The sequence below is a fragment of the Streptomyces sp. cg35 genome (genome assembly GCF_050410835.1).
Taxonomy (GTDB): domain Bacteria; phylum Actinomycetota; class Actinomycetes; order Streptomycetales; family Streptomycetaceae; genus Streptomyces.
The window spans coordinates 5,990,022-6,014,304 of the sequence record NZ_CP191268.1 but is presented as its reverse complement, the minus strand read 5'-3'; the positions used below and the strand labels follow the sequence as shown (position 1 = coordinate 6,014,304).

Annotated in this window: 18 protein-coding genes; 11 read left to right on the top strand and 7 right to left on the bottom strand. The window is 72.6% G+C overall.

Annotated features, from left to right (window positions below):
- Positions 1 to 63: 63 nt before the first annotated feature.
- A complete protein-coding gene (locus ACQUQD_RS27410) occupies positions 64 to 2,133 on the top strand; it encodes an ATP-binding protein (RefSeq protein ID WP_428954792.1) in 2,070 nt (689 codons plus the stop codon).
- An 8-nt stretch (positions 2,134 to 2,141) separates the two neighbouring features.
- Here ACQUQD_RS27410 and ACQUQD_RS27405 read toward each other — a convergent pair whose 3' ends face one another.
- Positions 2,142 to 2,888, bottom strand: coding sequence for a FadR/GntR family transcriptional regulator (locus ACQUQD_RS27405; RefSeq protein ID WP_428957670.1), 747 nt, complete (start codon positions 2,886 to 2,888; stop codon positions 2,142 to 2,144).
- Between the two features lie 194 nt (positions 2,889 to 3,082).
- On the opposite strand from ACQUQD_RS27405, the gene ACQUQD_RS27400 reads away from it, so the two are divergent.
- From ACQUQD_RS27400 to ACQUQD_RS27385, 4 genes are read left to right on the top strand one after another with little or no spacing between them, the layout of a single operon-like run.
- Entirely contained in the window at positions 3,083 to 4,711 is a 1,629-nt protein-coding gene (locus tag ACQUQD_RS27400) for an ABC transporter substrate-binding protein (RefSeq protein WP_428954791.1), read from the top strand.
- 52 nt (positions 4,712 to 4,763) lie between these two features.
- Positions 4,764 to 5,723: an ABC transporter permease gene (locus ACQUQD_RS27395; protein ID WP_428954790.1), complete on the top strand. Its 960-nt coding sequence runs from the start codon at positions 4,764 to 4,766 to the stop codon at positions 5,721 to 5,723.
- A gap of 53 nt (positions 5,724 to 5,776) precedes the next feature.
- Positions 5,777 to 7,747 carry a dipeptide/oligopeptide/nickel ABC transporter permease/ATP-binding protein gene (locus ACQUQD_RS27390; protein ID WP_428957669.1) on the top strand — a complete coding sequence of 657 codons (1,971 nt, stop codon included), beginning with the start codon at positions 5,777 to 5,779 and terminating at the stop codon, positions 7,745 to 7,747.
- Positions 7,744 to 8,745, top strand: coding sequence for an oligopeptide/dipeptide ABC transporter ATP-binding protein (locus ACQUQD_RS27385; protein ID WP_428954789.1), 1,002 nt, complete (start codon positions 7,744 to 7,746; stop codon positions 8,743 to 8,745). The genes ACQUQD_RS27390 and ACQUQD_RS27385 overlap by 4 nt, the downstream gene beginning before the upstream one ends.
- A 4-nt stretch (positions 8,746 to 8,749) precedes the next feature.
- Here ACQUQD_RS27385 and ACQUQD_RS27380 read toward each other — a convergent pair whose 3' ends face one another.
- The 4 genes from ACQUQD_RS27380 to leuA all read right to left on the bottom strand — a co-directional run bounded on the left by ACQUQD_RS27380 (position 8,750) and on the right by leuA (position 16,064).
- Positions 8,750 to 9,301 carry an isochorismatase family protein gene (locus ACQUQD_RS27380; protein ID WP_428954788.1) on the bottom strand — a complete coding sequence of 184 codons (552 nt, stop codon included), beginning with the start codon at positions 9,299 to 9,301 and terminating at the stop codon, positions 8,750 to 8,752.
- A gap of 19 nt (positions 9,302 to 9,320) precedes the next feature.
- On the bottom strand, positions 9,321 to 13,337 hold the full coding sequence (gene fxsT, locus ACQUQD_RS27375; protein WP_428954787.1) for an FxSxx-COOH system tetratricopeptide repeat protein: 4,017 nt from the start codon (positions 13,335 to 13,337) through the stop codon (positions 9,321 to 9,323).
- A gap of 118 nt (positions 13,338 to 13,455) precedes the next feature.
- On the bottom strand, positions 13,456 to 14,133 hold the full coding sequence (locus ACQUQD_RS27370; protein ID WP_428954786.1) for a TerB family tellurite resistance protein: 678 nt from the start codon (positions 14,131 to 14,133) through the stop codon (positions 13,456 to 13,458).
- A 209-nt stretch (positions 14,134 to 14,342) separates the two neighbouring features.
- Positions 14,343 to 16,064: a 2-isopropylmalate synthase gene (leuA, locus tag ACQUQD_RS27365; RefSeq protein WP_428954785.1), complete on the bottom strand. Its 1,722-nt coding sequence runs from the start codon at positions 16,062 to 16,064 to the stop codon at positions 14,343 to 14,345.
- Positions 16,065 to 16,353: 289 nt separating this feature from the next.
- On the opposite strand from leuA, the gene ACQUQD_RS27360 reads away from it, so the two are divergent.
- The 5 genes from ACQUQD_RS27360 to ACQUQD_RS27340 are packed head-to-tail and all read left to right on the top strand — an operon-like array spanning position 16,354 to position 21,273.
- Entirely contained in the window at positions 16,354 to 17,439 is a 1,086-nt protein-coding gene (locus ACQUQD_RS27360; protein WP_428954784.1) for a M4 family metallopeptidase, read from the top strand.
- Between the two features lie 33 nt (positions 17,440 to 17,472).
- Positions 17,473 to 17,739 (top strand): protealysin inhibitor emfourin, encoded by a 267-nt coding sequence (locus ACQUQD_RS27355; RefSeq protein WP_428954783.1) that lies wholly within the window; start codon positions 17,473 to 17,475, stop codon positions 17,737 to 17,739.
- A gap of 57 nt (positions 17,740 to 17,796) precedes the next feature.
- A complete protein-coding gene (locus ACQUQD_RS27350; RefSeq protein WP_428954782.1) occupies positions 17,797 to 19,137 on the top strand; it encodes a GH1 family beta-glucosidase in 1,341 nt (446 codons plus the stop codon).
- On the top strand, positions 19,134 to 20,375 hold the full coding sequence (locus tag ACQUQD_RS27345; protein ID WP_428954781.1) for an MFS transporter: 1,242 nt from the start codon (positions 19,134 to 19,136) through the stop codon (positions 20,373 to 20,375). The genes ACQUQD_RS27350 and ACQUQD_RS27345 overlap by 4 nt, the downstream gene beginning before the upstream one ends.
- 25 nt (positions 20,376 to 20,400) lie before the next feature.
- Positions 20,401 to 21,273 carry a GNAT family N-acetyltransferase gene (locus ACQUQD_RS27340; RefSeq protein ID WP_428954780.1) on the top strand — a complete coding sequence of 291 codons (873 nt, stop codon included), beginning with the start codon at positions 20,401 to 20,403 and terminating at the stop codon, positions 21,271 to 21,273.
- 119 nt (positions 21,274 to 21,392) lie between these two features.
- Here ACQUQD_RS27340 and ACQUQD_RS27335 read toward each other — a convergent pair whose 3' ends face one another.
- Positions 21,393 to 22,247 (bottom strand): NAD-dependent epimerase/dehydratase family protein, encoded by an 855-nt coding sequence (locus ACQUQD_RS27335; protein ID WP_428954779.1) that lies wholly within the window; start codon positions 22,245 to 22,247, stop codon positions 21,393 to 21,395.
- A gap of 128 nt (positions 22,248 to 22,375) precedes the next feature.
- Here ACQUQD_RS27335 and ACQUQD_RS27330 point away from each other — a divergent pair, with 128 nt between their 5' ends.
- Positions 22,376 to 23,209: a helix-turn-helix transcriptional regulator gene (locus ACQUQD_RS27330; RefSeq protein ID WP_428954778.1), complete on the top strand. Its 834-nt coding sequence runs from the start codon at positions 22,376 to 22,378 to the stop codon at positions 23,207 to 23,209.
- Here the strand turns inward: ACQUQD_RS27330 and era are convergent.
- The gene (era, locus tag ACQUQD_RS27325; RefSeq protein ID WP_188339028.1) at positions 23,206 to 24,156 is read right to left on the bottom strand and encodes a GTPase Era; all 951 of its coding nucleotides are present in this window, start codon (positions 24,154 to 24,156) and stop codon (positions 23,206 to 23,208) included. The two genes, ACQUQD_RS27330 and era, sit on opposite strands and share 4 nt — an antisense overlap.
- Between the last annotated feature and the right edge of the window lie 127 nt (positions 24,157 to 24,283).

Sequence of the window (24,283 nt, the reverse complement as noted above, 5' to 3'; positions counted from 1 at the left end):
AGCAGACTGTCCGGCGACGGCGCGCGGACGTGCGCGGTACGGGCGAGCCGGGAGGCGGTGCGGGTGGAGACTTTCCCCGCCGAGACGACGAGCTTCATCGGGCGCGATCAGGAACTGGCCGCGCTCGACCGGGTGCTGACGCGGCACCGGCTCGTCACCCTCACCGGGGTCGGCGGCGTCGGCAAGTCGCGCCTCGCCGCGCGCGCCGCCCGTCGCGCGGCGCCGCGGTTCGCCGACGGCGCGCGGCTGGTCGCGCTCTCCCCGCTGCGCGAACCCTCCCTGCTGGGCCACGTCGTCTTCGAGGAGCTCGGTCTGGTCGACCAGTCGACGCGGCCTCCCGAGGAGCTCATCGCCGAGTGGCTCGCCACCAGGAACCTGCTGCTCGTCCTGGACACCTGCGAGCACCTGGTCGGTGCGTGCGCGCGGCTCGCGACCCGGCTGCTCGACGCGGGGCCCGGGCTGCGGATCCTGGCGACCAGCCGGGAGCCGCTGGGCGCGGCGGGCGAGTGGCTCATGGAAGTGGACCCGCTGCCCGTGGCGGCCGATGCCGCGGCGGAGCCGGCGGGCGGTGACGCCGTCTCGCTGTTCGCGGACCGGGCGGCCGCCGCGGTCGACGGCTTCCGGCTCGGCCGTGCGGAGCGGGAGTCGGCCGTGACCGTGTGCCGCCGCCTCGACGGCATCCCGCTGGCCATCGAGCTCGCCGCGGCCCAGCTGGCGGAGCTGACGGTGCGGGAGCTCGGCGAGCGGCTGCGGCACCGGTTCGACACCCTGGTCGTCCCGGACGCCCCGGGCGGCCCGGCCCCGTCCCGGCACCGGACGCTGCGCACCACGATCGGCTGGAGCCACGAACTGTGCGCGCCCCTGGAGCGGCTGCTGTGGGCCCGTCTGTCGGTCTTCGCCGACGGCTTCGACCTGGCCGGCGCCCGGGCGGTGGCCGCGGGCGGCCCGCTGTCCGCCGAGGCCGTTCCCGCCCTGCTCGACAAGCTGGTCGCGAAGTCCCTGGTGCGCCCGGACCCGGTACCGGGCGGGGCGGAGCCGACCCGGTACCGGCTGCTCGACACCGTGCGGGAGTACGGCGCGCAGTGGCTGCGCGAGCTCGGCGAGGAGGCGGCGGTGCGGCGGGCCCACCTGGAGCGCTACCGGGAGCTGGCCGCGCAGGGCGACCGCGAGTGGCTGACCGACCGGCAGCCGGTCTGGGGCGCGCGCATCACGGCCGAGCACGCCAACATCCGGGCGGCCCTCGACTTCGCGCTCCGTGAGGGCCGGCGGCACATCGCGCTGGAGATGACCGGCTCCCTGTGGTTCTTCTGGTTCGCGTGCGGGTTCGCCCGTGAGGGCCGCCACTATCTGGAGCGGGCCCTGGCCGACGGCCCGGAGCCCGGGCCCGAGTACGCCAAGGCGCTGTGGAGCTGCGGCATCGTGGCCATGGCGCAGGGCAGTCTCGACGTGGCGCTGCGGCACTCCGCCGAGTTCCGGGTGCTGGCGGCGACGTCCGCGGACCCGACCGCGGACGTGGCGGCGGACTACCTCACGGGCACGATCCTGACCCAGCAGGGCGACCACGAGCAGGCGATCGCCGTGCTGGACTCGGCCGCGCCGCAGACCCGGCGGGGCGCGTACGAGGCCGCGTGCTTCCTGAACCGGATCTCCCGCGCGTTCTCCCGCATCTACGTCGGCGACTTCGACGAGGGCAGGGCCCTCGCGCACGGCGTCTGCGTCGAGCTGGCCGCGCGCGGCGACTGCTGGGGGCGGGCGTTCGGCGACTATGTGCAGGCGCTCGCCGCGTTCGGGCTCGGGCACTGGTCCGAGGCCGCCGGGCACGCCCGCGCGAGTCTGCGGGGCAAGGCCGGTCTCCACGACACCCTGGGCGTCGCCCTCGCCGCCGACGTGCTGGCCGCCGCGACCGTGGCCGACGGGCAGGACGAGGCGGGGGCCCGGCTGCTGGGCGCGGCGCAGCGGGTGTGGCTGGGCTTCGGCCGCCCCCAGATGGGCAATCCGCAGCTCGTCGCGGTCCGCGCGGACGCGGAGCGGCGGAGCCGGCAGGCCCTCGGCGAGGCCGCCTACACGAAGGCGTACGAGGAGGGGCTGCACGACGAGGCCGTCGACGGGATCGTCTACAGCACCGGCACCTAGAACGGAGCTCAGCCGACCCCGCGGGTCTCCTGCTCGGCGCGTGCCTCGATGCCGCGGAAGTGGTGGGCCATGGCCTCCTGCGCCCCGGCGGCGTTCCCGGCGCGCAGCGCGGCCACGATGGCGCGGTGCCGTTCGACGGTCACCTCGGGCGCGGGGTCGTGGGCCCACCGGCGCACCCCGGCGACCCGGTCGAACACGTTCCAGAACGCGCCGAGCAGCTGCGGGATCAGTTCGTTGCCGAGCGAGCGGTAGAGCGTCTCGTGGAAGGCGCGGTCCAGGTCGGCGAACGGCTCGCCGGCCTGCCCCGCCTCGCTCATCTTCCGTACGATCACGTCGAGTCGGTCCAGGACGGCGTCGTCGGGCGGGGCCGCGGCGACCCGCCGGATCAGTCCTTCTTCGAGGACCTCGCGCACCTGGAGGATCTCGGCGAGGGCGTGCGCGTCGTCGGCGGGGCGCAGCAGGGTGCGGAAGGTGAGGCCGTCGGCGAGCGGGGTCAGCGAGGCCTGGCCGACGTAGGTGCCGTAGCCGTGTCTGATCTCCACGATGTCGAGGGCCTGGAGGGCCTTGAGGGCCTCTCGCACCGAGTTCCTGCTCACGCCGAGGGTGTCCATCAACTCGGCTTCCGTGGGCAGGAGTTCACCGGGCCGCAAGCCCGTGTCCAGGATCAGTTGCGTCACCGCGCGCCGGACCTGGTGGCTGACGCGGCGATGGCGTACGGCCGGGCCGCCGGGCTCGTCGTCGGACATGCGCCGCATCGTAGGCGCTCGGGACATCCCACGTCCCACCTCGGGGCGAAAGAGGTTCTCCGCGCGATGCTGCGCGATCTCTTGACCGCCCCTGCGGGGCCTCTTATGGTCACGTCGCTACCCAGACGTAGGACGTTGGATCTCCCGGCTCCGGTGCACCTCCCCGGCCGGGCGGTCCTCTCACCGGAGTCACTGGAGGCACCATGAGCGACCATGACGCGACCGGCCGCCGTTCCTTCCTCAAGTACACCGGCGCCCTCGGCGCCGCGGCCGCCATCTCCACGTCGCTGTCCGCCTGTTCGTCCGGTCCGAAGTCCACGAACGACACCGGTGACGACGACGGCGCGGGCGGCTCGACGTCCCTGACGGCCGTCATCGGCTACGGCAACGACGGCAGCTGGGACCCGACGCTGACGGCGTCCGCGTTCGCGATGGCCGGCAACCACCACATCTACGAGGGGCTCGTCGACACCGACCCGATCACCCGGGCTCCGTACGCGGCACTCGCGACCGAGGTGCCGGACGCGGCCCAGCTCAAGGGGACGACATGGACGTTCACGCTGCGCTCCGGCGCCACCTGGCACGACGGGAAGCCGGTGACGGCGGACGACGTGGTGTTCGTCTTCGACCGGATCCTCGACCCGGACACGCAGACGCTCGCCAAGGGATTCTTCGAGAGCTGGCTGAAGGAGGTCAGGAAGACCGGCGACTCCTCGGTCGAGCTGGTCCTCAAGTTCCCCTTCCCGGAGGGGATCGCCCGGCTGACCCTCGCCAAGATCATGCCGAAGCACGTCTTCTCGCGGCCCGGCGCGTGGGACGACGCGATGAAGGGCAAGGCCGTCGGTTCGGGCCCGTACCGGCAGACCTCGCACCAGCCCAAGGTGAACACGACCTTCGAGGCCTTCGCGGACTACAACGGCCCGCGTGAACCGGCCTTCAAGAAGATGAACTGGCTGACCATCGTCGACGCGGCGCCGCGGGTCGCGAAGATCTCCGGGGGCAGCGCCGACGCGCAGATCGCCGACAACGTCCCGTACGCCAATGTCCCCCAGCTGGAGAAGGGCGGGCTCACCGTCGAGGGCGGCGCCGGGATGAACAACCTGTTCCTGCTGTTCAACACCGCGCACGAGCCGTTCGGTGACGTACGGGTGCGGCAGGCGCTGCACTACGCGATCGACCGGAAGAAGATGATCGAGGTCGCGCTCAAGGGGCACGGGAAGGCGGCCACGTCGTTCCTCGACGAGGGGAACCCCGCGCACCGCGACGCGAAGCCGGTCTACGGCTACGACCCGGAGAAGGCCGAGCGGCTGCTGAAGGACGCCGGGGTGAGCGGTCTGCGCATCAACCTCATGGCCGTGAACGTGTCGTGGATCGTGGACTGTCTGCCGACCATCAAGGCGTCCTGGGACGCGATCGGCGTCAGGACCACGCTCGACCCGCAGGAGACCACGGCGGTCTTCACGAAGCTGGACCAGAAGAAGGACTTCCAGGTGGTGGCGGCGGCCTCCAATCCCAATCAGTTCGGCCTCGACGCGGACCTGATCATGCACTACAACTACGGGCCCGCCAACACGTGGATGGGGTACGCCCGTTGGGCGGACGACCCCACGGCCAAGCAGCTCTTCCGGCGGATGGACCAGGCGACGCGGGAGCCGGACGCCGCCAGGAAGAAGGCGATGATCCAGGACTATCTCGACGTCGTCGCCGAGCAGGCCGTCATCTACCCCGTCGTGCACAACGAGCTGATGACCGCGTGGGACGGCAAGAAGATCACCGGTGTGCAGGCGCAGCCCTACCCCGGGATCAACCTGCTCAAGGCCCACCCCGCGTAGGACAGGCTCCGCCTCGGTACACGCTCCGCCTCGAACAAGGGAGTTCACGCCCGTGGCCGTGATCGCCAGAATTCTCGCCCGGCGCCTCGTGCTGCTCGTGCCGCTGCTGCTCGGCATCGTCCTGTTCGTGTTCCTCGTGATGCGCTTCGCCGACGTCGACCCGGCGTCCGCGTACTTCCAGGGCGCCAACCCGACGCCGCGGCAGCTGCACGAGTTCCGGGAACGCAACGGGCTGCTCGACCCGTTGCCGCTGCGCTACCTCCACTTCGTCGGCGATCTGCTCCAGGGCGACATGGGGATCAGCGTGCTGACCCGGCAGCCGGTCGTCGAGCAGGTCACCACCGCGCTGCCGCTCACCCTGCAGCTGACGTTCCTCGGCCTCGGCATCGCCGTGGTGGTGTCGCTGGTGCTCGGCATCAGCGCGGCCATCCACCGCGACCGGACCTGGGACCAGGTCGTCCGGGTCGTGTCGCTGACCGGGGTGGCCGCGCCGGGGTTCTGGCTGGCGCTGCTGATGATCCAGTACCTGGCGGTGGACCGGGGCTGGTTCCCGACCGGCGGCTACGTCAACCCGGCCGATTCCCTCACCGGTTGGCTGACGTGCATGACGCTGCCGGCGCTGGCCCTGTCGCTGCCGGTCGCCGCGCAGCTCACCCGGATCGTCCGGACGGCCGTGGTGGAGGAGCTCGACAAGGACTACGTGCGCACGGCCGTCGGCAGCGGGCTCCCGCCGCTCGTCGTGGTCGGCCGCAACGTGCTGCGCAACGCCCTGATCAACCCGCTCACCGTGCTCGGCCTGCGAGTGGGCTATCTGCTGGGCGGGGCGGTGGTCGTGGAGACGATCTTCTCGCTGCCCGGGATGGGGAAGCTGATGATCGACGCGGTGAAGAACGGGGACCCCGCCGTGGTTCAGGGGGTCGTACTGACGACGGCCGTCGGGTTCGTCGTCGTCAACCTGGTGATCGACGTGCTGTATCTGCTGGTGAATCCGCGGCTGCGGGGGCTGTCGTGAAGGCCTCGGGGCTCCGCCCCGGACTCCGCTCCTCACGCGCCGGAGGGGCTCGGCTGCGCTCCCGCATCGCGCTCGGCGTTCTCGCGGTCGTCGTGCTCATGGCCCTGTTCGCCCCGCTGCTCGCCCCGCACGACCCGCTCGACCAGCAGGCGCAGGTGGACGGCACCGGTCATCCGTCCGGCGCGCACTGGATGGGACAGGACAGCCTGGGCCGGGACATCCTCAGCCGGCTGATGTACGGGGCCCGGTGGTCCCTCGCCATCGGGCTCGGGGCGACCCTGCTCGCGCTCGTCGTGGGCGCGGTCCTCGGCGCGGTCGCCGCGACGTCCCGCAAGGCCGTCGACGAGACCCTGATGCGCTGCCTGGACGTCGTCATGGCGTTCCCCGGGATCGCCCTCGCGGCCGTGCTCGTCGCCGTGTTCGGCGGCGGGATCCCGGTGCTGATCTGCGCGCTCGCGTTCCTGTTCACGCCGCCCATCGCCCGGGTCGTCCGCGCCAACGTCCTGGACCAGTACGGCGAGGACTACGTGACCGCCGAGCGCGTCATCGGGGCCCGCACCCCGCACATCGTGCTCAGGCACGTCGCGATCAACTGCGCGGCGCCGATCCTGGTGTTCTGCACGGTGCAGGTCGCGGAGGCGATCGTCTTCGAGGCGTCGCTGTCCTTCATCGGCGCGGGCGTGCGGCCGCCGGACCCGTCCTGGGGCAGCGTCATCGCCGACGGCAAGAACATGGTGCTGATCGGCGGCTGGTGGGCGACCGTCTTCCCCGGCCTGCTGATGCTGGTCACGGTCCTGTCCCTCAACGTCCTCAGCGAAGGCGTCTCCGACGCGTGGGCGGCGCCGGCCGCGCGGGACGTGGCGGCCGAGGAACCCGACCGGCTGGAGGCCGCGGCGCCCGGCACCGGCCAGGTCCTCGAACTCCCCGGGCTCACGCAGGCCGCGGCCCGGCTGCGCGCCCGCGCCCGGCCGCTGCCCGACGGGCCGCCGGTGCTCTCCGTGCGGGGCCTCGCCATCGGCTTCGACGCGCGGCACGGCGGGGTCGACATCGTCGACGGCATCGGCTTCGACGTACGCCCCGGTGAGGTCCTGGGCCTGGTCGGCGAGTCCGGCTGCGGCAAGTCGCTGACCGCGCTGACCGTGATGGGCCTGCAGCCCAAGGGGGCCCGCGTCCAGGGACAAGTGACGTTCGACGGGACCGAGTTGACGTCCCTGCCGATGAGTGCGCGGCGCCGGCTGCTCGGCCACGACATGGCGATGATCTACCAGGACGCGCTGTCGTCCCTGAACCCGGCGATGACCGTGCGTGCGCAGCTCAAGCAGGTCGTCCGGCGCGGCGGCCGCCGCTCCCCCGCCGAGCTCCTCGCCCTCGTCGGGCTCGACCCGGACCGCACTCTGCGCAGCTACCCGCACGAGCTGTCCGGCGGTCAGCGCCAGCGCGTCCTCATCGCCATGGCACTGTCCCGCGACCCGAAGCTGATCGTCGCCGACGAGCCGACGACGGCGCTCGACGTGACGGTGCAGGCGCAGATCATCGAGCTGCTGCTGCGGCTGCGCGCCGAGCTGGGCTTCGCGCTCGTCCTCGTCTCGCACGACCTGGCGCTGGTCGCCGACGTCACGGACCGGGTCGTCGTCATGTACGGCGGCCAGATCGTGGAGACGGGAGTGACGGCCGATCTGGTGGGGGCACCCCGGCACCACTACACGCGCGGCCTGTTGGGCTCGGTGCTCTCCCTGGAGTCGGCGGCCGACCGGCTCACCCAGATCAAGGGCGTGGTCCCGTCCCCGGCAGACTTCCCGGCGGGCTGCCGCTTCGCGGACCGCTGCCCGCTGGCGTCGGAGGTGTGCCGGGACCTGGCCCCGGACCTGGTGGGCGGCGCGGCGCACGCCACGGCGTGCCATCACCCGGCAGCGCCCCACAAGGACGCGGGGAACGGCGCGAGCGACCACGACGGCGCCGCGGACGCGCCACCGGCCACGGTGCCCCCGGCGCGCGGCGCCGAGGCGGAGAGGGAGCCGAAATGACCACACCACTGGTGGAGTTGACCGACGTGCACGTAGTGCACAAGGCACGCTCGGGCGGCCTCTTCGGCCGCGACCGCGTCCACGCCCTCACGGCGGCGGACCTGACCGTCGCCCCGGGCGAGACCCTGGGCGTCGTGGGCGAATCGGGCTGCGGCAAGTCGACCCTGGCCAAGGTCCTGGTGGGCGTCCAGAGACCGGCCTCGGGAACGGTGACGTACCGGGGCGGCGACCTGTGGACCATGCCCGCCGCCGAGCGCCGCGCGGCGGTCGGCACCGGCGTCGGCATGATCTTCCAGGACCCCTCGACGGCCCTGAACCGGCGGCTGACCGTACGGCAGATCGTGCGCGACCCGATGGACGTGCACCGGTACCGCACGAGCGGCGCACGCGATGTGCGGGTACGGGAGTTGCTGGGGCTGGTCGGCCTGCCGAAGGCGCTGGCCGATGCACTGCCCGGGCAGCTGTCGGGCGGGCAGCGGCAGCGGGTCGCCATCGCGCGGGCGCTGGCCCTGGAGCCGGACCTGGTGGTGGCCGACGAGCCGACGAGCGCCCTCGACGTGTCGGTGCGCGCCCAGATCCTCAACCTCCTCCTCGATCTCAAGGAACGCCTCGGCCTCGCCCTGGTCTTCGTCTCGCACGACATCCAGACGGTGCGCCGGATGAGCGACCGGGTCATCACCATGTACCTGGGCCGCATCGTGGAGGAGACGCCCGCCGCCGACGTCCTGGACCGGGCCCGGCACCCGTACACGCGCGCCCTGTTCTCGGCGACGCCCGGGCTGCTCGCCCCGGTCGACCCGATCCCGCTGGCCGGCCCGGTGCCGTCGGCCACGCGTCCGCCGTCCGGCTGCCCGTTCCGTACGCGGTGCTGGCGGGCGGACGCGGTCTGCGCGGCGGCGATGCCCGAGCCGGAGGGGACCGGCGGGCACGTCCACCGGTGCCACCATCCGGTCCGCGCGGACCAGTCCACGCACGACCTCGTCCAGGAGGTCCGCTGACCGGTCAGCCCCTGTTCACCGGCTCTCCGGGCGCGGCGAAGTCGACCTGGGCGGCCGGCCGTACGCGGATGCCCCGGTCGGGGAAGTCGATGTGCCGGTAGATCTCGTTGTGGTGGGCGATCGACCGGTCCGGCGGGGCGAAGTCCGTCGTGGCGGGGCGGACGGACGTCGTGTGCCCGTCCGCCACGAGCACCAGGTCGTAGCCCTCGCTGAGGGCCCGGCGCGCGGTCGTCTCCACGCAGTTCTCCGTGGCGAAGCCCGTGACGAGCAGCTCGGTGACGCCCAGCTCGCGCAGTGCCGCGTCGAGCCCGGTCCGCAGGAACGCGTCGGCGGTCGACTTGGTCACCAGCAACTCACCCTTGTCAGGCGCGAGTTCGGGCACGACGGGCCCGGCACCCTCCTGCCGCACCGTGACGACGGGAACACCCGCCGCCCGCGCCCTGGAGCGCAGGCCCGCGATGACGCCGATGGTCTCCTCGGCGCGATGCATGATCGGCAGCATGTCGTGCTGCATGTCGATGACGAGGAGCGCGGGGCGGTGCGGGTGAGCGGCCACGGGCCCACCCTAACCGCGGCTATTCCCGGGGGAGTTCGGGGCGGCGGCTGTGCAGGCGGAGCGCGCCGCGCAGCCGGACCCAGTGGCCGGTGGCCAGGCACAGCAGCGGGTAGCGCCAGCGGGCGAGCCCCACGACCTGCGGGCTGTCCGCGCCCATCAGGCGCACGCCGTCCCGGATCACGGCGTCGAACGCGGCGACGGAGCGATGGGGGCGGCAGGCCCAGAGCAGGGCGTAGGCGACCCGGCCGCGCGCGTACCAGGCCTGGAGGTGATCCCGGCCGTGGATGCGCGCCTCGTCGGCGGCCAGCGCCTCGTACTCAGCGAGGGCGGTACGGACCCGGCCGGTCCGCCGGTGGGTGGTGGCGGTGAACCGGCGGGCGCCCAGGGTCCAGGGATGGTCGGGGCCGTACAGCCGGGCGTAGTCGGTACCGCGGGCCCGGGCCACGGCCGCGGCCTTGCGCCAGCGCCCCGCGCGGCGCAGGGCGAAGGACCACCAGTCGCGCTGCATCAGGGTCGCGACGTGGTCCGGGCCGAAGTGCGCCGTCAGATCCTCCAGGAGGCGCCGTTGCAGGGTGGCGTTGCGCCGGACCAGGCCGACGGAACAGTAGGCGGAGCCCAGGCTGCGGCGTGCGTGGATCGAGGCCCAGCTCCAGGGGCCCGATCTCGTCTCCTGCGCACGCAGCACGCGCCGCCGGATCCGCAGGGCCTTGAGACGTCGCTGCACCGCGCGGTAGCCGTCCGCCACGTCGTCGAGCAGGCCGATCGTCTGCGGATGGCCCGGGCCGAGCAGACGCGTGTAATCGGCGTACAGGTCCCGTGTCAGACGGCGTGCCGCCCGCCCGAGCCCGACGGAGAGGAGCGCCGACGCGTACTCCGCGCGCGTGGCCAGGGTCAGCAGGCTGTCGGCGCCGTACATGCGCTCGGTGTCCGCGAGGGCCGCGCGGGTCAGTGCGCACTCCTCCCGGTGGCGTCCCGCCTTGCCGTGGGCGGTCGCCAGCCAGCGCCGGGCAAGGAGCGTGGCCGGGTGGTCCGCGCCGCGGATGCGCGCCATGTCGTCCACGACCCTGCGGTGCTGCGCGAGCGCCTCGTCGTGGCGCTCGCACGCGGTGAGCGCGTCGGCCAAGTCGCTGCGGGCGTAGACGACTTGCGTGTTCTCGCTCCCGTGGATCCGGGTGTACTCGGCCACGTTCGCCTCGCGCAGCTCACGGGCCTGCTCGAACGCGCCGAGACTGGTCAGCACCCCGGCGAGGCGGGCGCGCGCGGCGAACGTCCACGGGTGCCCGGCGCCGAGGGTCAGCGCGGTGTCCCGCACCGCCCCTCTCAACAGGGTGAGACTCTCCTGGTACTCGGCGGCCGCGGTCAGGGCGTCGGCAAGGGCGAGGCGCATGTCGACCGTCCGCGGGTGGTCGGGGCCGTGCACCCGCTCGTGGTCGGCCAGGAGCTCGCGTGCGAGGGCGACTCCTTCCCCGATCCGTCCGTGCCGCGTGCACAGGTGGACGTGGAACCGGCGGACACCGAACGTGCTCGGATGGTCGGCGCCGAGGAGCCGCTCGTAGTCGGCGATCAGCTCGGTCTGGGCGGTGTACGCCTCGGCGTGCCGCCGCGACTCGTCCAGGGACCACACGAGTTGGCCGCGGGCGCCGAGCACCCGGGGATGATCCGGGCCGTGCAGGGCGATCCGGTCGTCGACCACGCGCCGGAACAGGCTCATGGCCTCGTCGTCGCGGTCGACCCCTTGAAGGCAGGTGGCGAGCGTGTCGCGGAACTCGACGGTGTCCGCCGCCTGCGGGCCGAGGACCCGCTCGGCGTCCGCGAGCGCCCGCTGCGCGGCGGCGAGGCCCTCGTCCTGCAGACCTGCGTCCATGTACTGCAGGGCCAGGTCGTTGCGGGCGCCGATCGTCTGGATCGCGTCCGCGCCGTAGGAGGCCTCGCACTCCTCGAGATAGCGCCGCAGCAGTGCCGCGCCCTCGGCGTCCTGACCGACCGAGCCATAGGCCTCGGCGAGCCCCCGCAGGGAGTCCAGGCCCGATGCCGTGGACCGGGTGTCCCGCGACCACTCCGTGCGCATCCGGTCCACGATCGAGGCCGCCTCGCGGAGCCGGCCCGCGGCCGCGTACGCGTCCGCCAGGCGGCGCAGCGCGGTACGGGTCCGCTGATGGTCCGCGCCGTGGAGGCGTCGCTCGTCCCGCTCCAACGCCTCGTACATGGGCACCGATTGCTCGTAGCGCCCCGCGGACTGGTACGAACTGGCGAGATCCATGCGCGCGTTGCGGGTCTTCTCGTGGTCGGGGCCATGGCGCCGCTCGGTGATCTCGAGGAGCCTGCCCCGCTCGTCGAGCGCCTTCTGGGTGATGCCCACCCACGCGTGCATGTCTCCCTCGAACTCCAGGGCGCGGAGGAAGCCGGTGCTCTCCTCGCCCAGCAGCCGTTCGCACGCCTTCCTGGTGTCCACGGCCCACTCGACCGCCCGTCCCATCGCCCCCACCTCCCCGAGGTGTTCGTAACCGGCCCAGTACCGCAGGTCGACCAGGGCCTCCTGGTCCTCCTCCTCGTACTCCGCCAGGTCCTCGCGCACGGTGTTCCACAACGCGTCGATCTGGTCGACCAGTTGCCCTCCGACCTCCCGTCGCTCCCATGCCTCCAGGGACGGGACCAGCACCTCCGCCAGGTGCCGCGTCACGGCCCGCACCACCGGCCGGATGCCCTCCCCGGCGCGTTCCCGTACGACCCGCTGCACCAGCCGGTGCACCGCCACGGCGTCCGCCCCGGCGTCGGTGACCAGTGAGGCCTGGGTCAGCGCCCCGAGCGCCGCCTCCGCTCCCGCCCCGTCCTCGACCCCGGCCTGCCGCATCACCCCGTAGAGCACCTCACGGGGCACCCCGGCCGGCGACAGCACGGACAGCGCCTCCAGCAGCGTCCGGACGACCGCGCCCGCCTCGCCGTGCTCCGCCTGGTCGACCGAGAGGAGCACCGCCTCGGCGACCCGATGGGGGTACCGCTCCCCCGGCACCCGCTCGAGGACGTCCCCGAGCGGATAGGCCCGCAGCCGCTCCAGATAGCCCCGGTACCCGATCCCCCGCATCCGGATGACCTGCGCGGCCTGAGCGAGCGCGAGCGGCAGCCGGCCCAGTTCCTCGGCGACCTCCAGCGCCGCCGCGTCGGTGTCCGGGGACGGGGGCACGGCCGTGCGGTGGCGCAGGAAGTCGAGGGCCTCCTCCCGCGTGAACACCGTGACGTCGACGCGCGCTCCGGCCCCGGCGAGGTTCTCGAAGGACTGCGCCGTGGCCGTCACGACCACCTGGGCGCGGCCGCGCCCGGCCGTCGGGAGCCAGCGCAGCACCTCGTCCGGGTCCGTCGCGTTGTCCAGGACCATCAGACACGGATCGGGGTTCTGCCCGATCCAGGTGAGGGCCGCGCGGGCGGCCGTCGCCGTGTCGTCGGCCGGTTCGCGCACCCCCAGCTGGTCGGCGAGGTCGGCGAGTCCGGAGGTGAGCTGCCCGCCGTTCTCCGCGGTGATCCAGGCCACGACCGGCCAGCCCTCCTCGATCCGGCGCCGGGCGTAGGCGGCTGCGAGCTGGGTCTTGCCGACGCCCCGCGCGCCGGTCACCGCGTGGACGACGGTGAAGCGGTGCTCCTCGTTGGCGGCGGCGAGCGCGGCGAGCAGGTCCTCGCGGGGCTGGAAGCCGACCGGTTCGTGCGGCAGATCGCCCCGGTAGACAGGGGGCCGGGGCGGGGCCTGCCCGGGGCCGCCGTGCACCGTCACCGTCGCGTGGGGCAGTTCGAGACGTACTCCGGGCTGCGGCCCGGGTTCCGGCCCGCCCGCCGCCGTCGGCGCCACCGCTCGCGGTGCCCACCAGGCGCCCCATGCCCCGCCCACCGTCGCGGCGACCGTGGCGGCCGCGACCCCGACCGCGATGCGCCCCTCGTCGGAGGCGGGCAGCAGCGGTACGTCGGCGGCGTAGAAGATCAGAAAGACACCCGCGAACGCCGCCACGTTCAGAGCCACCACCAGCGCCCAGCGCATGCCGTGCCTCACGCGCTCCCCCTCGTCCACCCGCGCCTGCCCGGAGAGACGATTGTGCCCCGCGAAACGTGTCACGGGAGCGGTCCGGGGAGAGACGTGAACGAAGTAACCCCGTTTATGACAAGGGGAGTTACGAAGGGGTCCGCGCCGCCGCCACCAGCAGCCGTCCGACCTCGTCGGTACACATGGTCAGGGCGGCGCCCACCGTGCCCAGGACGTCCCGCTCCGCCGCCGAGTACGGCCCGTCGGCCAGGGCGATCCGCGCGCCCTGCAGCAGAATCGATTCCCGTCCGGCCGGGGCGAGGTGCTGGGCGAGCGGGTCGAGCGCCTCGTGCAGTTCGATCGCGAGCCCGGCCGCGGGCCCGCAGTGCTCGGGCAGTCGCCCGGCGTCCGTCATCAACGCCTCGACCAGCGCGGCCAGTTGTTCCTCGGAGCAGTCGTCGAAGCCGGCCCCGCGCAGCGTGCCGACGGCGCACTCCAGCGACGTGCGGGAGGAGGAGCCGCCCGCCGAGAGCACCGCCAGCACGACCGTGTGCACGGCGTCCCGGAGCATCGCCGAGAAGCGGTGCGTGGTCGGGTGGTCGAGCGCCTCCGTCCCGTACCGGCCCTCGCAGGCGGCGCACTGGACGACGGGCCCGGTCTCGCCGCGCGGCACCACCGGCACGCCGAGCACGGTGAAGCGGCGCCGGCCGGTGCGCCGCTGGTAGTTGCGGTCACCGCCGCAGCCCGGGCAGAAGAACTCCCCGTCGCCGACGGTGGTCCATGTGGTGTGCACGCCGAGGACCCGCGAGACCCCGGTTCGCCGCATACGTCCCCAAATCGGCAGCACGTCGCACACCTCCGTTTAACGGCGCCGCAACATCGCGGCGTTGGCGTGATGTTAGCCACATTGTTGATGCGGCGTCAGTACCTTGGTCACGCCAAGGTCACGGAGATCGGGGTGACTGGCCGAGACACGCCGCGGCCCCGCACACCCACAAAAGGTGTACGGGGCCGCGTTCGCGCAGCTCAACCGCCTCAGCGGGCCGCGCGGTTGACCGCGGAGACGACCGCCTTCAGCGACGCACGTGTCGTATTCGCGTCGATCCCGATACCCCACAGAACCTTGTCGCCGATGGCGACCTCGATGTACGAGGCGGCGACCGCGGAGGCGCCCTCGCTCATCGTGTGCTCCTGGTAGTCCAGCAGGCGGGCGTCGATGTCGATGCCCTGCAGTGCGTGGAAGAACGCGGAGATCGGGCCGTTGCCGGTGCCGACCAGGACCCGCTCGGCGCCGTCGACCTCGGCCTCGACGGTCAGCGTGTCCACGCCGTCCTTGTCGGTCGTGGTCTGGCCGGTCTTGACCTGGATGCGGCCCCACGGGTTGTCCGGGTTGGGCAGGTACTCGTCCTGGAAGATGCTCCAGATGTCCTTCGGCGTGACCTCGCCGCCCTCGGCGTCCGTCTTCGCCTGGATGACCTTGGAGAACTCGACCTGCATACGGCGCGGCAGGTCCAGGCTGTGGTCGTTCTTCAGGACGTACGCGATACCGCCCTTGCCGGACTGCGAGTTGACGCGGATCACGGCCTCGTAGGAGCGGCCGACGTCCTTCGGGTCGATCGGCAGGTACGGGACGGCCCACTCGATGTCGTCGACGGTGACGCCCTTGGCGGCGGCGTCGGCCTCCATGGCGTCGAAGCCCTTCTTGATGGCGTCCTGGTGGGAGCCGGAGAAGGACGTGTAGACCAGGTCGCCCACGTACGGGTGGCGCGGGTGGACCTCCATCTGGTTGCAGTACTCCCACGTACGACGGATCTCGTCGATGTCGGAGAAGTCGATCTGCGGGTCGACGCCCTGCGAGAACAGGTTCATGCCCAGGGTGACCAGGTCGACGTTGCCGGTGCGCTCGCCCTGGCCGAACAGGCAGCCCTCGACGCGGTCGGCGCCGGCCATGACCGCCAGCTCGGCGGCGGCGACGGCGGTGCCGCGGTCGTTGTGCGGGTGGACGGAGAGCACGACGTGCTCACGGCGCGACAGGTTGCGGTGCATCCACTCGAAGCGGTCCGCGTGCGTGGACGGGGTGGAACGCTCGACCGTGGCGGGCAGGTTCAGGATGATCTCGCGGCCCGGGCCCGGCTGGTAGACGTCCATGACCGCTTCGCAGACCTCCAGCGCGAAGTCCAGCTCGGTGTCGGTGAAGATCTCGGGGCTGTACTGGTAGCCGAACTCCGTCTCCGGGCCCAGCAGCTTCTCCGCGTACTCGATCACCAGGCGGGTGCCGTCGACGGCGATCTGCTTGATGTCGTCCTTGGAGCCGCGGAAGACGACCCGGCGGAAGACCGGGGCGGTGGCGTTGTACAGGTGGAGCGTGGCGCGCTTGGCGCCCTTCAGGGACTCCACCGTGCGCTCGATCAGATCCTCGCGGGCCTGGGTCAGTACGGAGATCGTGACGTCGTCCGGGATCGCGCCGGGCTCTTCGATGATCGACCGTACGAAGTCGAAGTCGGTCTGCCCGGAGGCCGGGAAGCCGACCTCGATCTCCTTGTAGCCCATCTTGACCAGCTGGTCGAACATCCGGCGCTTGCGCTCGGGCGACATCGGGTCGATCAGCGCCTGGTTGCCGTCGCGCAGGTCGGTGGAGAGCCAGCGGGGCGCGACCGTGATCCGGTTGTTCGGCCACGTGCGGTCGGGGATGTCGACCTGGTCGTACCGGCCGTACTTGTGGATCGGCAGGGCGCTGGGGCGCTGGAAGTTCGGCATGATGCGTGGGGCTCCTCGAGGGTGGCCGGTAAGGCGGCCGACGGCGCAACGCCAAACTCCGCGGGGAGGGGGTCGGCCTCGACTACAGGCCCTCGCCGCGGCAGCTAAGGAGAAGCAGCCCGTAACGCATGATGCTCCGCACCTTAGCCGAGTCTCGCCGGACGCGCGGGCCCGTATCAGTATGCGGGATCCGCGTCAGGTAACGGGTAAGAGGTGATCAATACCTCTATTTCACTAATCATTGTTGCAGGTAGTGACAGCGGCATGACCCAGTGCCACATTGCCTCGCATGACCGCCAACCCGACGGGCAGCCCGCAAGGGTTCGAGCCCGTTTTCTGCACCATCGTGCCGCCGCACATCCTCGACCGGGCCGCGCAGTCCGGCGAGGCGGCGATCGCCGTCAAGGCCCGCAGGAGCCTGGAGCGCGACGCCTTCGAGCGCACCCGCCGCCGGATGACGACCGTCATCGGCGCCCCGTCCGTCGCCCCGCCCGCCGGCACCCCGGCGGAGCAGCCGCAGCGCACCGTCTACGACGCCCGGCACCACACGGAGCTGCCGGGGCGCAAGGTCCGCGGGGAGGGCGACAAGCCCGGCAAGGACGCGACCGTCAACCGCGCGTACGCAGGCCTGGGCGCGACGTTCGAGCTGTACCTGGAGAAGTTCACCCGTCACTCGATCAACGGCGAGGGCCTGCCGCTGAACGCGACGGTGCACTACTCCGAGGACTACAACAACGCCTTCTGGAACGGCGAGCAGATGGTGTTCGGCGACGGTGACGGCGAGATCTTCCTCGACTTCACCATCCCCGTCGACGTCATCGGCCACGAGCTGACCCACGGCGTCACGCAGTACACGGCGAACCTGACGTACTTCGGCCAGCCCGGCGCCCTGAACGAGTCGGTGTCGGACGTCTTCGGCTCGCTCATCAAGCAGTACACGCTCGGCCAGACCGCCGCCGAGGCCGACTGGCTGATCGGCGCGGGGCTGCTCGCGCCGCGCGTCACGGGCGTCGCCCTGCGCTCCATGAAGGCCCCGGGCACGGCGTACGACGACGATGTGCTCGGCAAGGACCCGCAGCCCGCCGACATGGACCACTTCGTGCGGACCGGCCGGGACAACGGCGGCGTGCACATCAACTCCGGCATCCCCAACCACGCCTTCTACATCCTCGCCGAGTCGCTGGGCGGTCACGCGTGGGAGCGGGCCGGGCAGATCTGGTACGACACCCTGACCGGCGGTGAGCTGAAGCAGGACGCCCTGTTCGCCGACTTCGCGAAGCTGACGGTGAAGGCCGCGCAGGCCCGGTTCGGCGGCGGCGAGGAGCAGCAGGCCGTGCTGAAGGCGTGGGAGCAGGTCGGCGTACCGACGCACTGACTCGCGGCCCGGATGTGGAGTAGACAGGGACCCATGCGTATCCACGTCACGCGCACGGGCGGATTCGCCGGCATCGACCGGCACGCGGAGGTCGACACGGCGGGCCGTGCCGACGCCCATGAGTGGCAGGTCCTGGCCGAGAAGGCGATGGCCGCGGGCCGGGGCACGCCGCCCATAGGGGTTCCCGACGGGTTCAGCTACACCATCACCGTGGACGGCAGGACGGTGTACTGCGCGGACCCCCGGCTCACCGAAGAACAGCGCAGGCTGATCACCCGAGTACTCAAAGAAGGGGCGTAACTCCCGGTCGCTGCATGGGCGTTGACTTCCTACCGGCCGGTACGGATGATCGCGCCCATGACAGCCACCGAGGCACCGCAGCCGTCCGTGCCGTCCTTTCCGCCCGGCTTCCTGTGGGGCGTGTCCACGTCGGCCCACCAGATCGAGGGCGCCGTCGAAGGGCGCGGGCCCTCGGTGTGGGACGTGTTCGGCGCCGAGCCGGGCCGGATCAAGGACGGTTCGACGGCGGCGGTGGCCTGCGACCACGTGGCCCGCTACCGGGAGGACGTGGCGCTCGTCCGCGACCTGGGCGTGGACGCGTACCGCTTCTCCGTCTCCTGGCCGCGGGTGCTCTCGCCCGGCGGTCTCGACTTCTACGACCGGCTCGTCGACGAGCTGTGCGCCCAGGGCGTGCGTCCGGTGCCCACGCTCTTCCACTGGGATCTGCCGGTGGGGCTGGAGGCGGCGGGCGGCTGGCTGGAGCGGGACACCGCGGCCCGCTTCGCCGAGTACGCGGCGACGGTCGCGGCCCGGCTCGGCGACCGCGTGGACAAGTGGATCACCCTCAACGAGCCGGCGGAACACACCCTGTTGGGGCATGCCCTCGGTGAGCACGCGCCCGGCAGGAAGCTGCTCTTCGACGCGCTGCCGGTGGCCCACCACCAGCTCCTCGCCCACGGTCTCGCGGCGCGGGCGCTGCGCGCGGCGGGCGCTAGCGACATCGGCATCGCGAACTCGCACGGCCCGACGTGGCCCGCGTCCGACGATCCGGCCGACACGGCCGCGGCGGACCTGTACGACGTGATCCTGAACCGCCTCTTCAGCGACCCGCTGCTGCTCGGCCGGTACCCGGAGGGATTCGGCGAGCTGATGCCCGGCGACGACGTGGCCGCGGACCTGAAGGTGATCTCCGAGGACACCCTCGACTGGTACGGGGTCAACTTCTACCAGCCGACGAAGGTGGGCGCCCCGGGCGCGCGGGACGTGGAGTTCTCCGGGCTCACCCTCCCCGCCGAACTCCCCTTCTCCGTCCAGGAGATCACGGGGTATCCGGTGACGGACTTCGGCTGGCCCGTGGTCCCGGACGCGCTGACGTCGCTCCTCACCGGTCTCCGCGACCGCTACGGCGACCGGCTGCCGCCCGTGGTCGTCACCGAGAACGGCTGCGCGTACGAGGGCCTCGACGACCGGCGGCGGATCGACTACCTCGACGGTCATCTGCGGGCGCTGCACCGGGCGTCGGAGGCGGGCGTGGATGTCCGCGGCTACTTCGTCTGGTCGCTGATGGACAACTTCGAATGGGCCGAGGGATACACGAAGCGCTTCGGGCTCGTGCACGTCGACTTCGCCACCCAGGAGCGCACGCCCAAGGCGTCCTACCACTGGCTGCGGGACGCGCTGCGGGCCCGGCGGGCATGACGGCGGGTGCGCTCGACGAGCCCGTCGAACGGGTCGGGCGGGGCTGGACGACCGCCCTGTCGCTGGCCAACGGCGCGATCTGGGTGGGCTGGTACGGGCCGCTGCAGATCCTGCTCGCCCGGCAGTCGGAGCACTTCGCGCCGGGCACCGGGCTGTCGAAGGAGGCGCTGCTCGCCTGGGTGACGGGGGTCGGCGCGGTGGTGTCGCTGGCCGCGAACCCACTGTTCGGTGCCCTCTCCGACCGCACGGTGTCGCGGTACGGGCGGCGTACGCCGTGGATCGTGGCGGGCACGGCGGGCGGTGCGCTGTCGCTGCTCCTGCTCGGGGGCGCGGACGCGGTGTGGGTGGTGTTCGCCGGCTGGTGCCTGGTGCAGCTGACGCTGAACGCGGCGTTCGCGGCGGTCACGGCGGCCGTCCCGGACCGGGTCCCGCGGCTGCAACGGGGTTCGGTGGGCGGCTGGTTGGGGGCCGCGCAGATCCTGGGCGTGGTCGGCGGGACGGGGCTGGCGACGGTCGCGGGCGGGGTGGGCGCCGGGTATGCGGCGTGCGCCGTGTGCACCGTGCTGGGCGTCGCCCCGTACGTGCTGCGCCACCGGGATCTGCGCCTCGACCCGGCCGACCGTCCGGTGTGGTCGTGGCGTGCCTTCGCCGCGGGGTTCCGGCTGAGCCCGCGACGCCACCCGGACCTCGGCTGGGCGTGGCTGACCCGCTTCCTGATCAACCTGGGCAACGCGCTGGTGCTGCTGTACCTCTTCTACTACCTGCGGGACCGCCTCCACCACGACGATCCGGACTCCGGCGTGCTGATCCTGACGGCCGTGAACGGGGTGACGCTGCTCGCCACGGTCGTCGTCGGCGGCGCCTGGTCGGACCGGGTGGGGCGGCGCAAGCCGTTCGTGCTGTGGTCGGGCGTGCTGATGGCCGTGGCGACGGGACTGCTCGCCGGGTGGCAGACCTGGCCGGGCGCGCTCGTCGCGGCGGCGGTCCTCGGGATCGGGTTCGGAGTGTTCACGTCGGTCGACTTCGCGCTGATGACGGACGTCCTGCCGGCGGCCCTGGACCGCGGCAAGGACCTCGGTGTCATCAACATCGCCAACTCCCTTCCCCAGGTGGCCGCTCCGGCGCTGGCGGCGCCGCTGGTGAACCACCTGGGCGGATACCGGGTGCTGTATCTGGTGGCGGCGGCCGTGGGGCTGCTCGGGGCGCTGCTGGTCCGGAAAATCAGGGCGGTGGACTGACGGGTATGACGTACCCTCCGCCTCTATGACCCCTGCCGCTCCCTCCCCCGACGCCTCCTCGCCGCTCCTCGGCCGTCTGGAGCGGTACTACGACACGGTGCCGCGCGCCGCCGCCCGCGTCGAGGAGTTCGGCTCGCTCACGCTGTTCGTCCGCGAGGGGCCGGGCTGGCCGTACTACGCGCGGCCCGCGCTGCGCCCGGACGCGCCGCCGCCGAGCGTCGAGGACGTCCGTCATGTGGTGGCCCGGCAGCGGGAGCTGGGGCTGCCCGAGGCGTTCGAGTGGGTGGCGCAGACGACGCCGGGGATGCGGAAGGCCGTCGAGGCGGCGGGGCTGCGGGTGAGCGAGCACCCGCTGATGGCGCGGGACGCGTCCGCGCCGCTGCCCGCCCCGCACCCCCTGGTCCGGGTCCTCGACGCGCAGGACCCTTTCCTGGCGGGGGCGTTGGCGCTGGGCCATGTGGCGTTCGCCCACCCCGGGACCGCGGTGGGCGCGGCGGGCGCCGCCGAGCTCACCGCGGAGGTCACGGCGCGGGCCGCGGACGGCAGCCTGCCGGGTTACCAGGACCGGATCCGCTCGGGCCGCCTCGTCCTCGCGGCGGCCGTCGAGGACGGGGTGGTCCTCAGCTCCGGGATGCACATGCCTGTCGGGGACGTGACGGAGATCGCCGGGGTGGGGACGCTGCCGGTGGCTCGGCGGCGGGGTCTGGGGCTCGCCGTGACAGCGGCGCTGGTCGCCTCCGGCGGCTCCACGGTGTTCCTGTCGGCCGGGGACGATGATGTGGCCCGGATCTATGCGCGGCTCGGTTTCCGCCCGGTCGGCACGGCGATGATCGCGGCCCCGTCGAGCCCCTCCGACCCATCGAGCCCCTCCGGCTCCTCAAGCCCCTCCGGCGATTGAGGAGCGGGGGCCGGGGCAGAGCCCCGGGGCGGCGCGCCGTTGCCGGTTGAGATCTCGCCGCCGGGCGCGACATCGTCGTGGTTGCTCGCGCAGTTCCCCGCGCCCCTGGCGGGGCACTCCTAAAGCGCGCCCATGTCCCGAGCCGTCCAGACCGACGGGAACATCGGCCGGTAGCCCAGTTCACGGCGGATGCGGGACGTCGACATCACGCCGACCCACGGATCCGGGTCGACCTTCTCGTACACCTCCGGAGGAACCGGGACTCCGTTGAGCTGGAAGATGTCGACCGTGGTGACCGGGGCGTCGTCGGCGATGTTGTAGACGCCCCGCGCACCCGGCGCGTACAGCAGCCGCTGCAGGCCCTGGGCCACATCCGCGTGGTGCCCCATGTGCAGCCGCTGCATGGCGGGCCAGGACGGCGCCCACTGCATCGCGTTCTCCAGGTGCGGATCCCCGTCGCCGTACACGAAGGGCAGCCGCCCGATGCGGAGGTCGTCGAGGCCGTCCAGCGCGCCGAGCGCCCGCTCCGCCTCCCCTTTGGACTCGGGGTAGGTGCCCCACAGGTGGCCGCCCGGCACGGTCCCGTCGTCCTCGACCAGCGGCCTGCCGCGCCCCTTGCCGTACACGAGCCCGGTACTGACCTGCACGAACCGCCGCACGCCGGAGGCCACCGCGGCCCGGCCCAGCTCGATCGCCGCGTCCCGGTTGACCGCGCGCGCCTCCTCGTCCGGCACCCCGCGGAACGCCGCGGCGACGTTCACCACCGCGTCCGCCCCGGCCGTCGCCTTGCCCAGCGCCTCGGCGTCCCGCAGATCGCCGACCACCACCTGCGCGCCCAGCGCGGCGAACCGTTCCCCGCGCGCCGCGTCGCGGACGAGCACCCGCACCTCGTCGCCCGGCGCCGTGCCCTGCAGCAGCCGCGGTACGAACCGCCGCCCGACCTGACCCGTCGCTCCCGTCACCAATGTCAGCATGGCCGCCTCCTCGTCGTCGTAGCCATGCACACCACCCTCGGCGCACCGTCGCCGCGGCGGGAGAGACGCCTTTATCCAGGGACCGGCACTCCCTGGCTAAGACCGGGACCGCGAGCGACCCTGGAGAGGTGAACCGAGCCGAACTCGCCGACTTCCTGCGCCGGGCCCGCACCCGCCTGGCCCCCTCCGACGTGGGCCTGGCCGCCGGCAGCCGGCGCCGTACGCCGGGGCTGCGGCGGGAGGAGGTGGCGGGGCTCGCCGGGATGTCCGTGGACTACTACACGCGGCTGGAGCAGCGGCGCGGCTCCCATCCCTCGCGCCAGATGCTGACCGCGCTGGCCCGGGCGCTGCGGCTGACGGCCGACGAGCGTGACCACCTGTTCCACCTGGCGGGCGAGGAGCCGCCGCGCCGGGGCAGCTCCTCGGGCCATGTCCGGCCGGGTCTGCTGCTGATCCTCGACCGGCTGCAGGACACCCCGGCGCAGGTGCTGAGCGACTGGGGCGAGGTCCTCGCGCAGAACACGATGGCGGTGGCGCTGTCCGGTGACGCCACGGGCGAGAACCTGGTCCGCCGCTATTTCCTGGACCCGGGCGTGCGCGCGCTGATCCCGCCGGAGGACTACGAGACGCACGCCCGCGCGCACGTGGCGAACCTGCGGGCGGTCTCCGCCGCGCGCCCCGACGATCCGGGCCCGGTGTCCCTGGTGGCCGAACTCCGCGGCACGAGCGCGGAGTTCGAGCGACTGTGGGCGTCGCACGAGGTGGCCGTGCGGCGGGCGTCGACGAAGCGCTTCCTGCACCCGGTGGTCGGCCTGCTGGACCTGGACTGCGAGGTGCTGCTCAGCAGCGGGCACGACCAGCAGCTCGTCGTGCACTCGGCCCGGCCGGGCACGCAGACGTACGAGCGGCTGGCGCTGCTGCGGGTGATAGGGCTCCAGGACCTGAGCCCCAGCGAACGCTAGAAGCCGAGCTTGCGCAGCTGGCGCGGGTCGCGCTGCCAGTCCTTGGCGACCTTCACGTGCAGGTCGAGGTAGACCGGCGTACCGAGCAGGGCCTCGATCTGCTTGCGGGACTTGATGCCGACGTCCTTGAGGCGCTTGCCCTTCGGGCCGATGATGATGCCCTTCTGGCTGGGCCGCTCGATGTAGACGAAGGCGTGGATGTCGAGGAGCGGCTTGTCGGCGGGGCGGTCCTCGCGCGGCAGCATCTCCTCGACGACGACGGCGATGGAGTGCGGCAGCTCGTCGCGGACGCCTTCGAGGGCGGCCTCGCGGATCAGCTCGGCGACCATGACCTGCTCGGGCTCGTCGGTGAGGTCGCCCTCGGGGTAGAGCGCGGGGCCCTCGGGCAGCAGCGGCACGATCAGGTCGGCGAGCAGGTCGACCTGCTTGTCGCCGACGGCCGAGACGGGGATGATCTCGGCCCACTCGAAGCCGAGCTCCTTGCCGAGCTGGTCGATGGCGATGAGCTGCTCGGCGAGCTGCTTGCTGTCGACGAGGTCGGTCTTGGTGACGATCGCGATCTTCGGCGTCTTCTTGATGGACGCGAGTTCCTTGGCGATGAACCGGTCGCCGGGGCCGAGCTTCTCGTTCGCCGGCAGGCAGAAGCCGATGACGTCGACCTCGGCCCACGTGGTGCGGACCACGTCGTTGAGGCGCTCGCCGAGGAGGGTGCGCGGCTTGTGCAGGCCGGGGGTGTCCACCAGGATCAGCTGGGCGTCGTCGCGGTGGACGATGCCGCGCACGGTGTGCCGCGTGGTCTGCGGCTGGTCGGCGGTGATCGCCACCTTCTTGCCGACCAGAGCGTTCGTGAGGGTGGACTTGCCCGCGTTGGGGCGGCCGACGAAGCAGGCGAAGCCGGCGCGGTGGGCAGGTCCGGCAGCGGGGGTGTGAACGCTCATGGCGCCCATTGTCCCTGATCGTGGAAGCGCCGCAGCACCGTGAGGTTCCGGTAACCGCCGGGCAACACGAAACACGGTGGAAACGCGCGGGTAGGGATTCGGAAACCCGGGACGGTGACGCTCTACGACAGCCCCC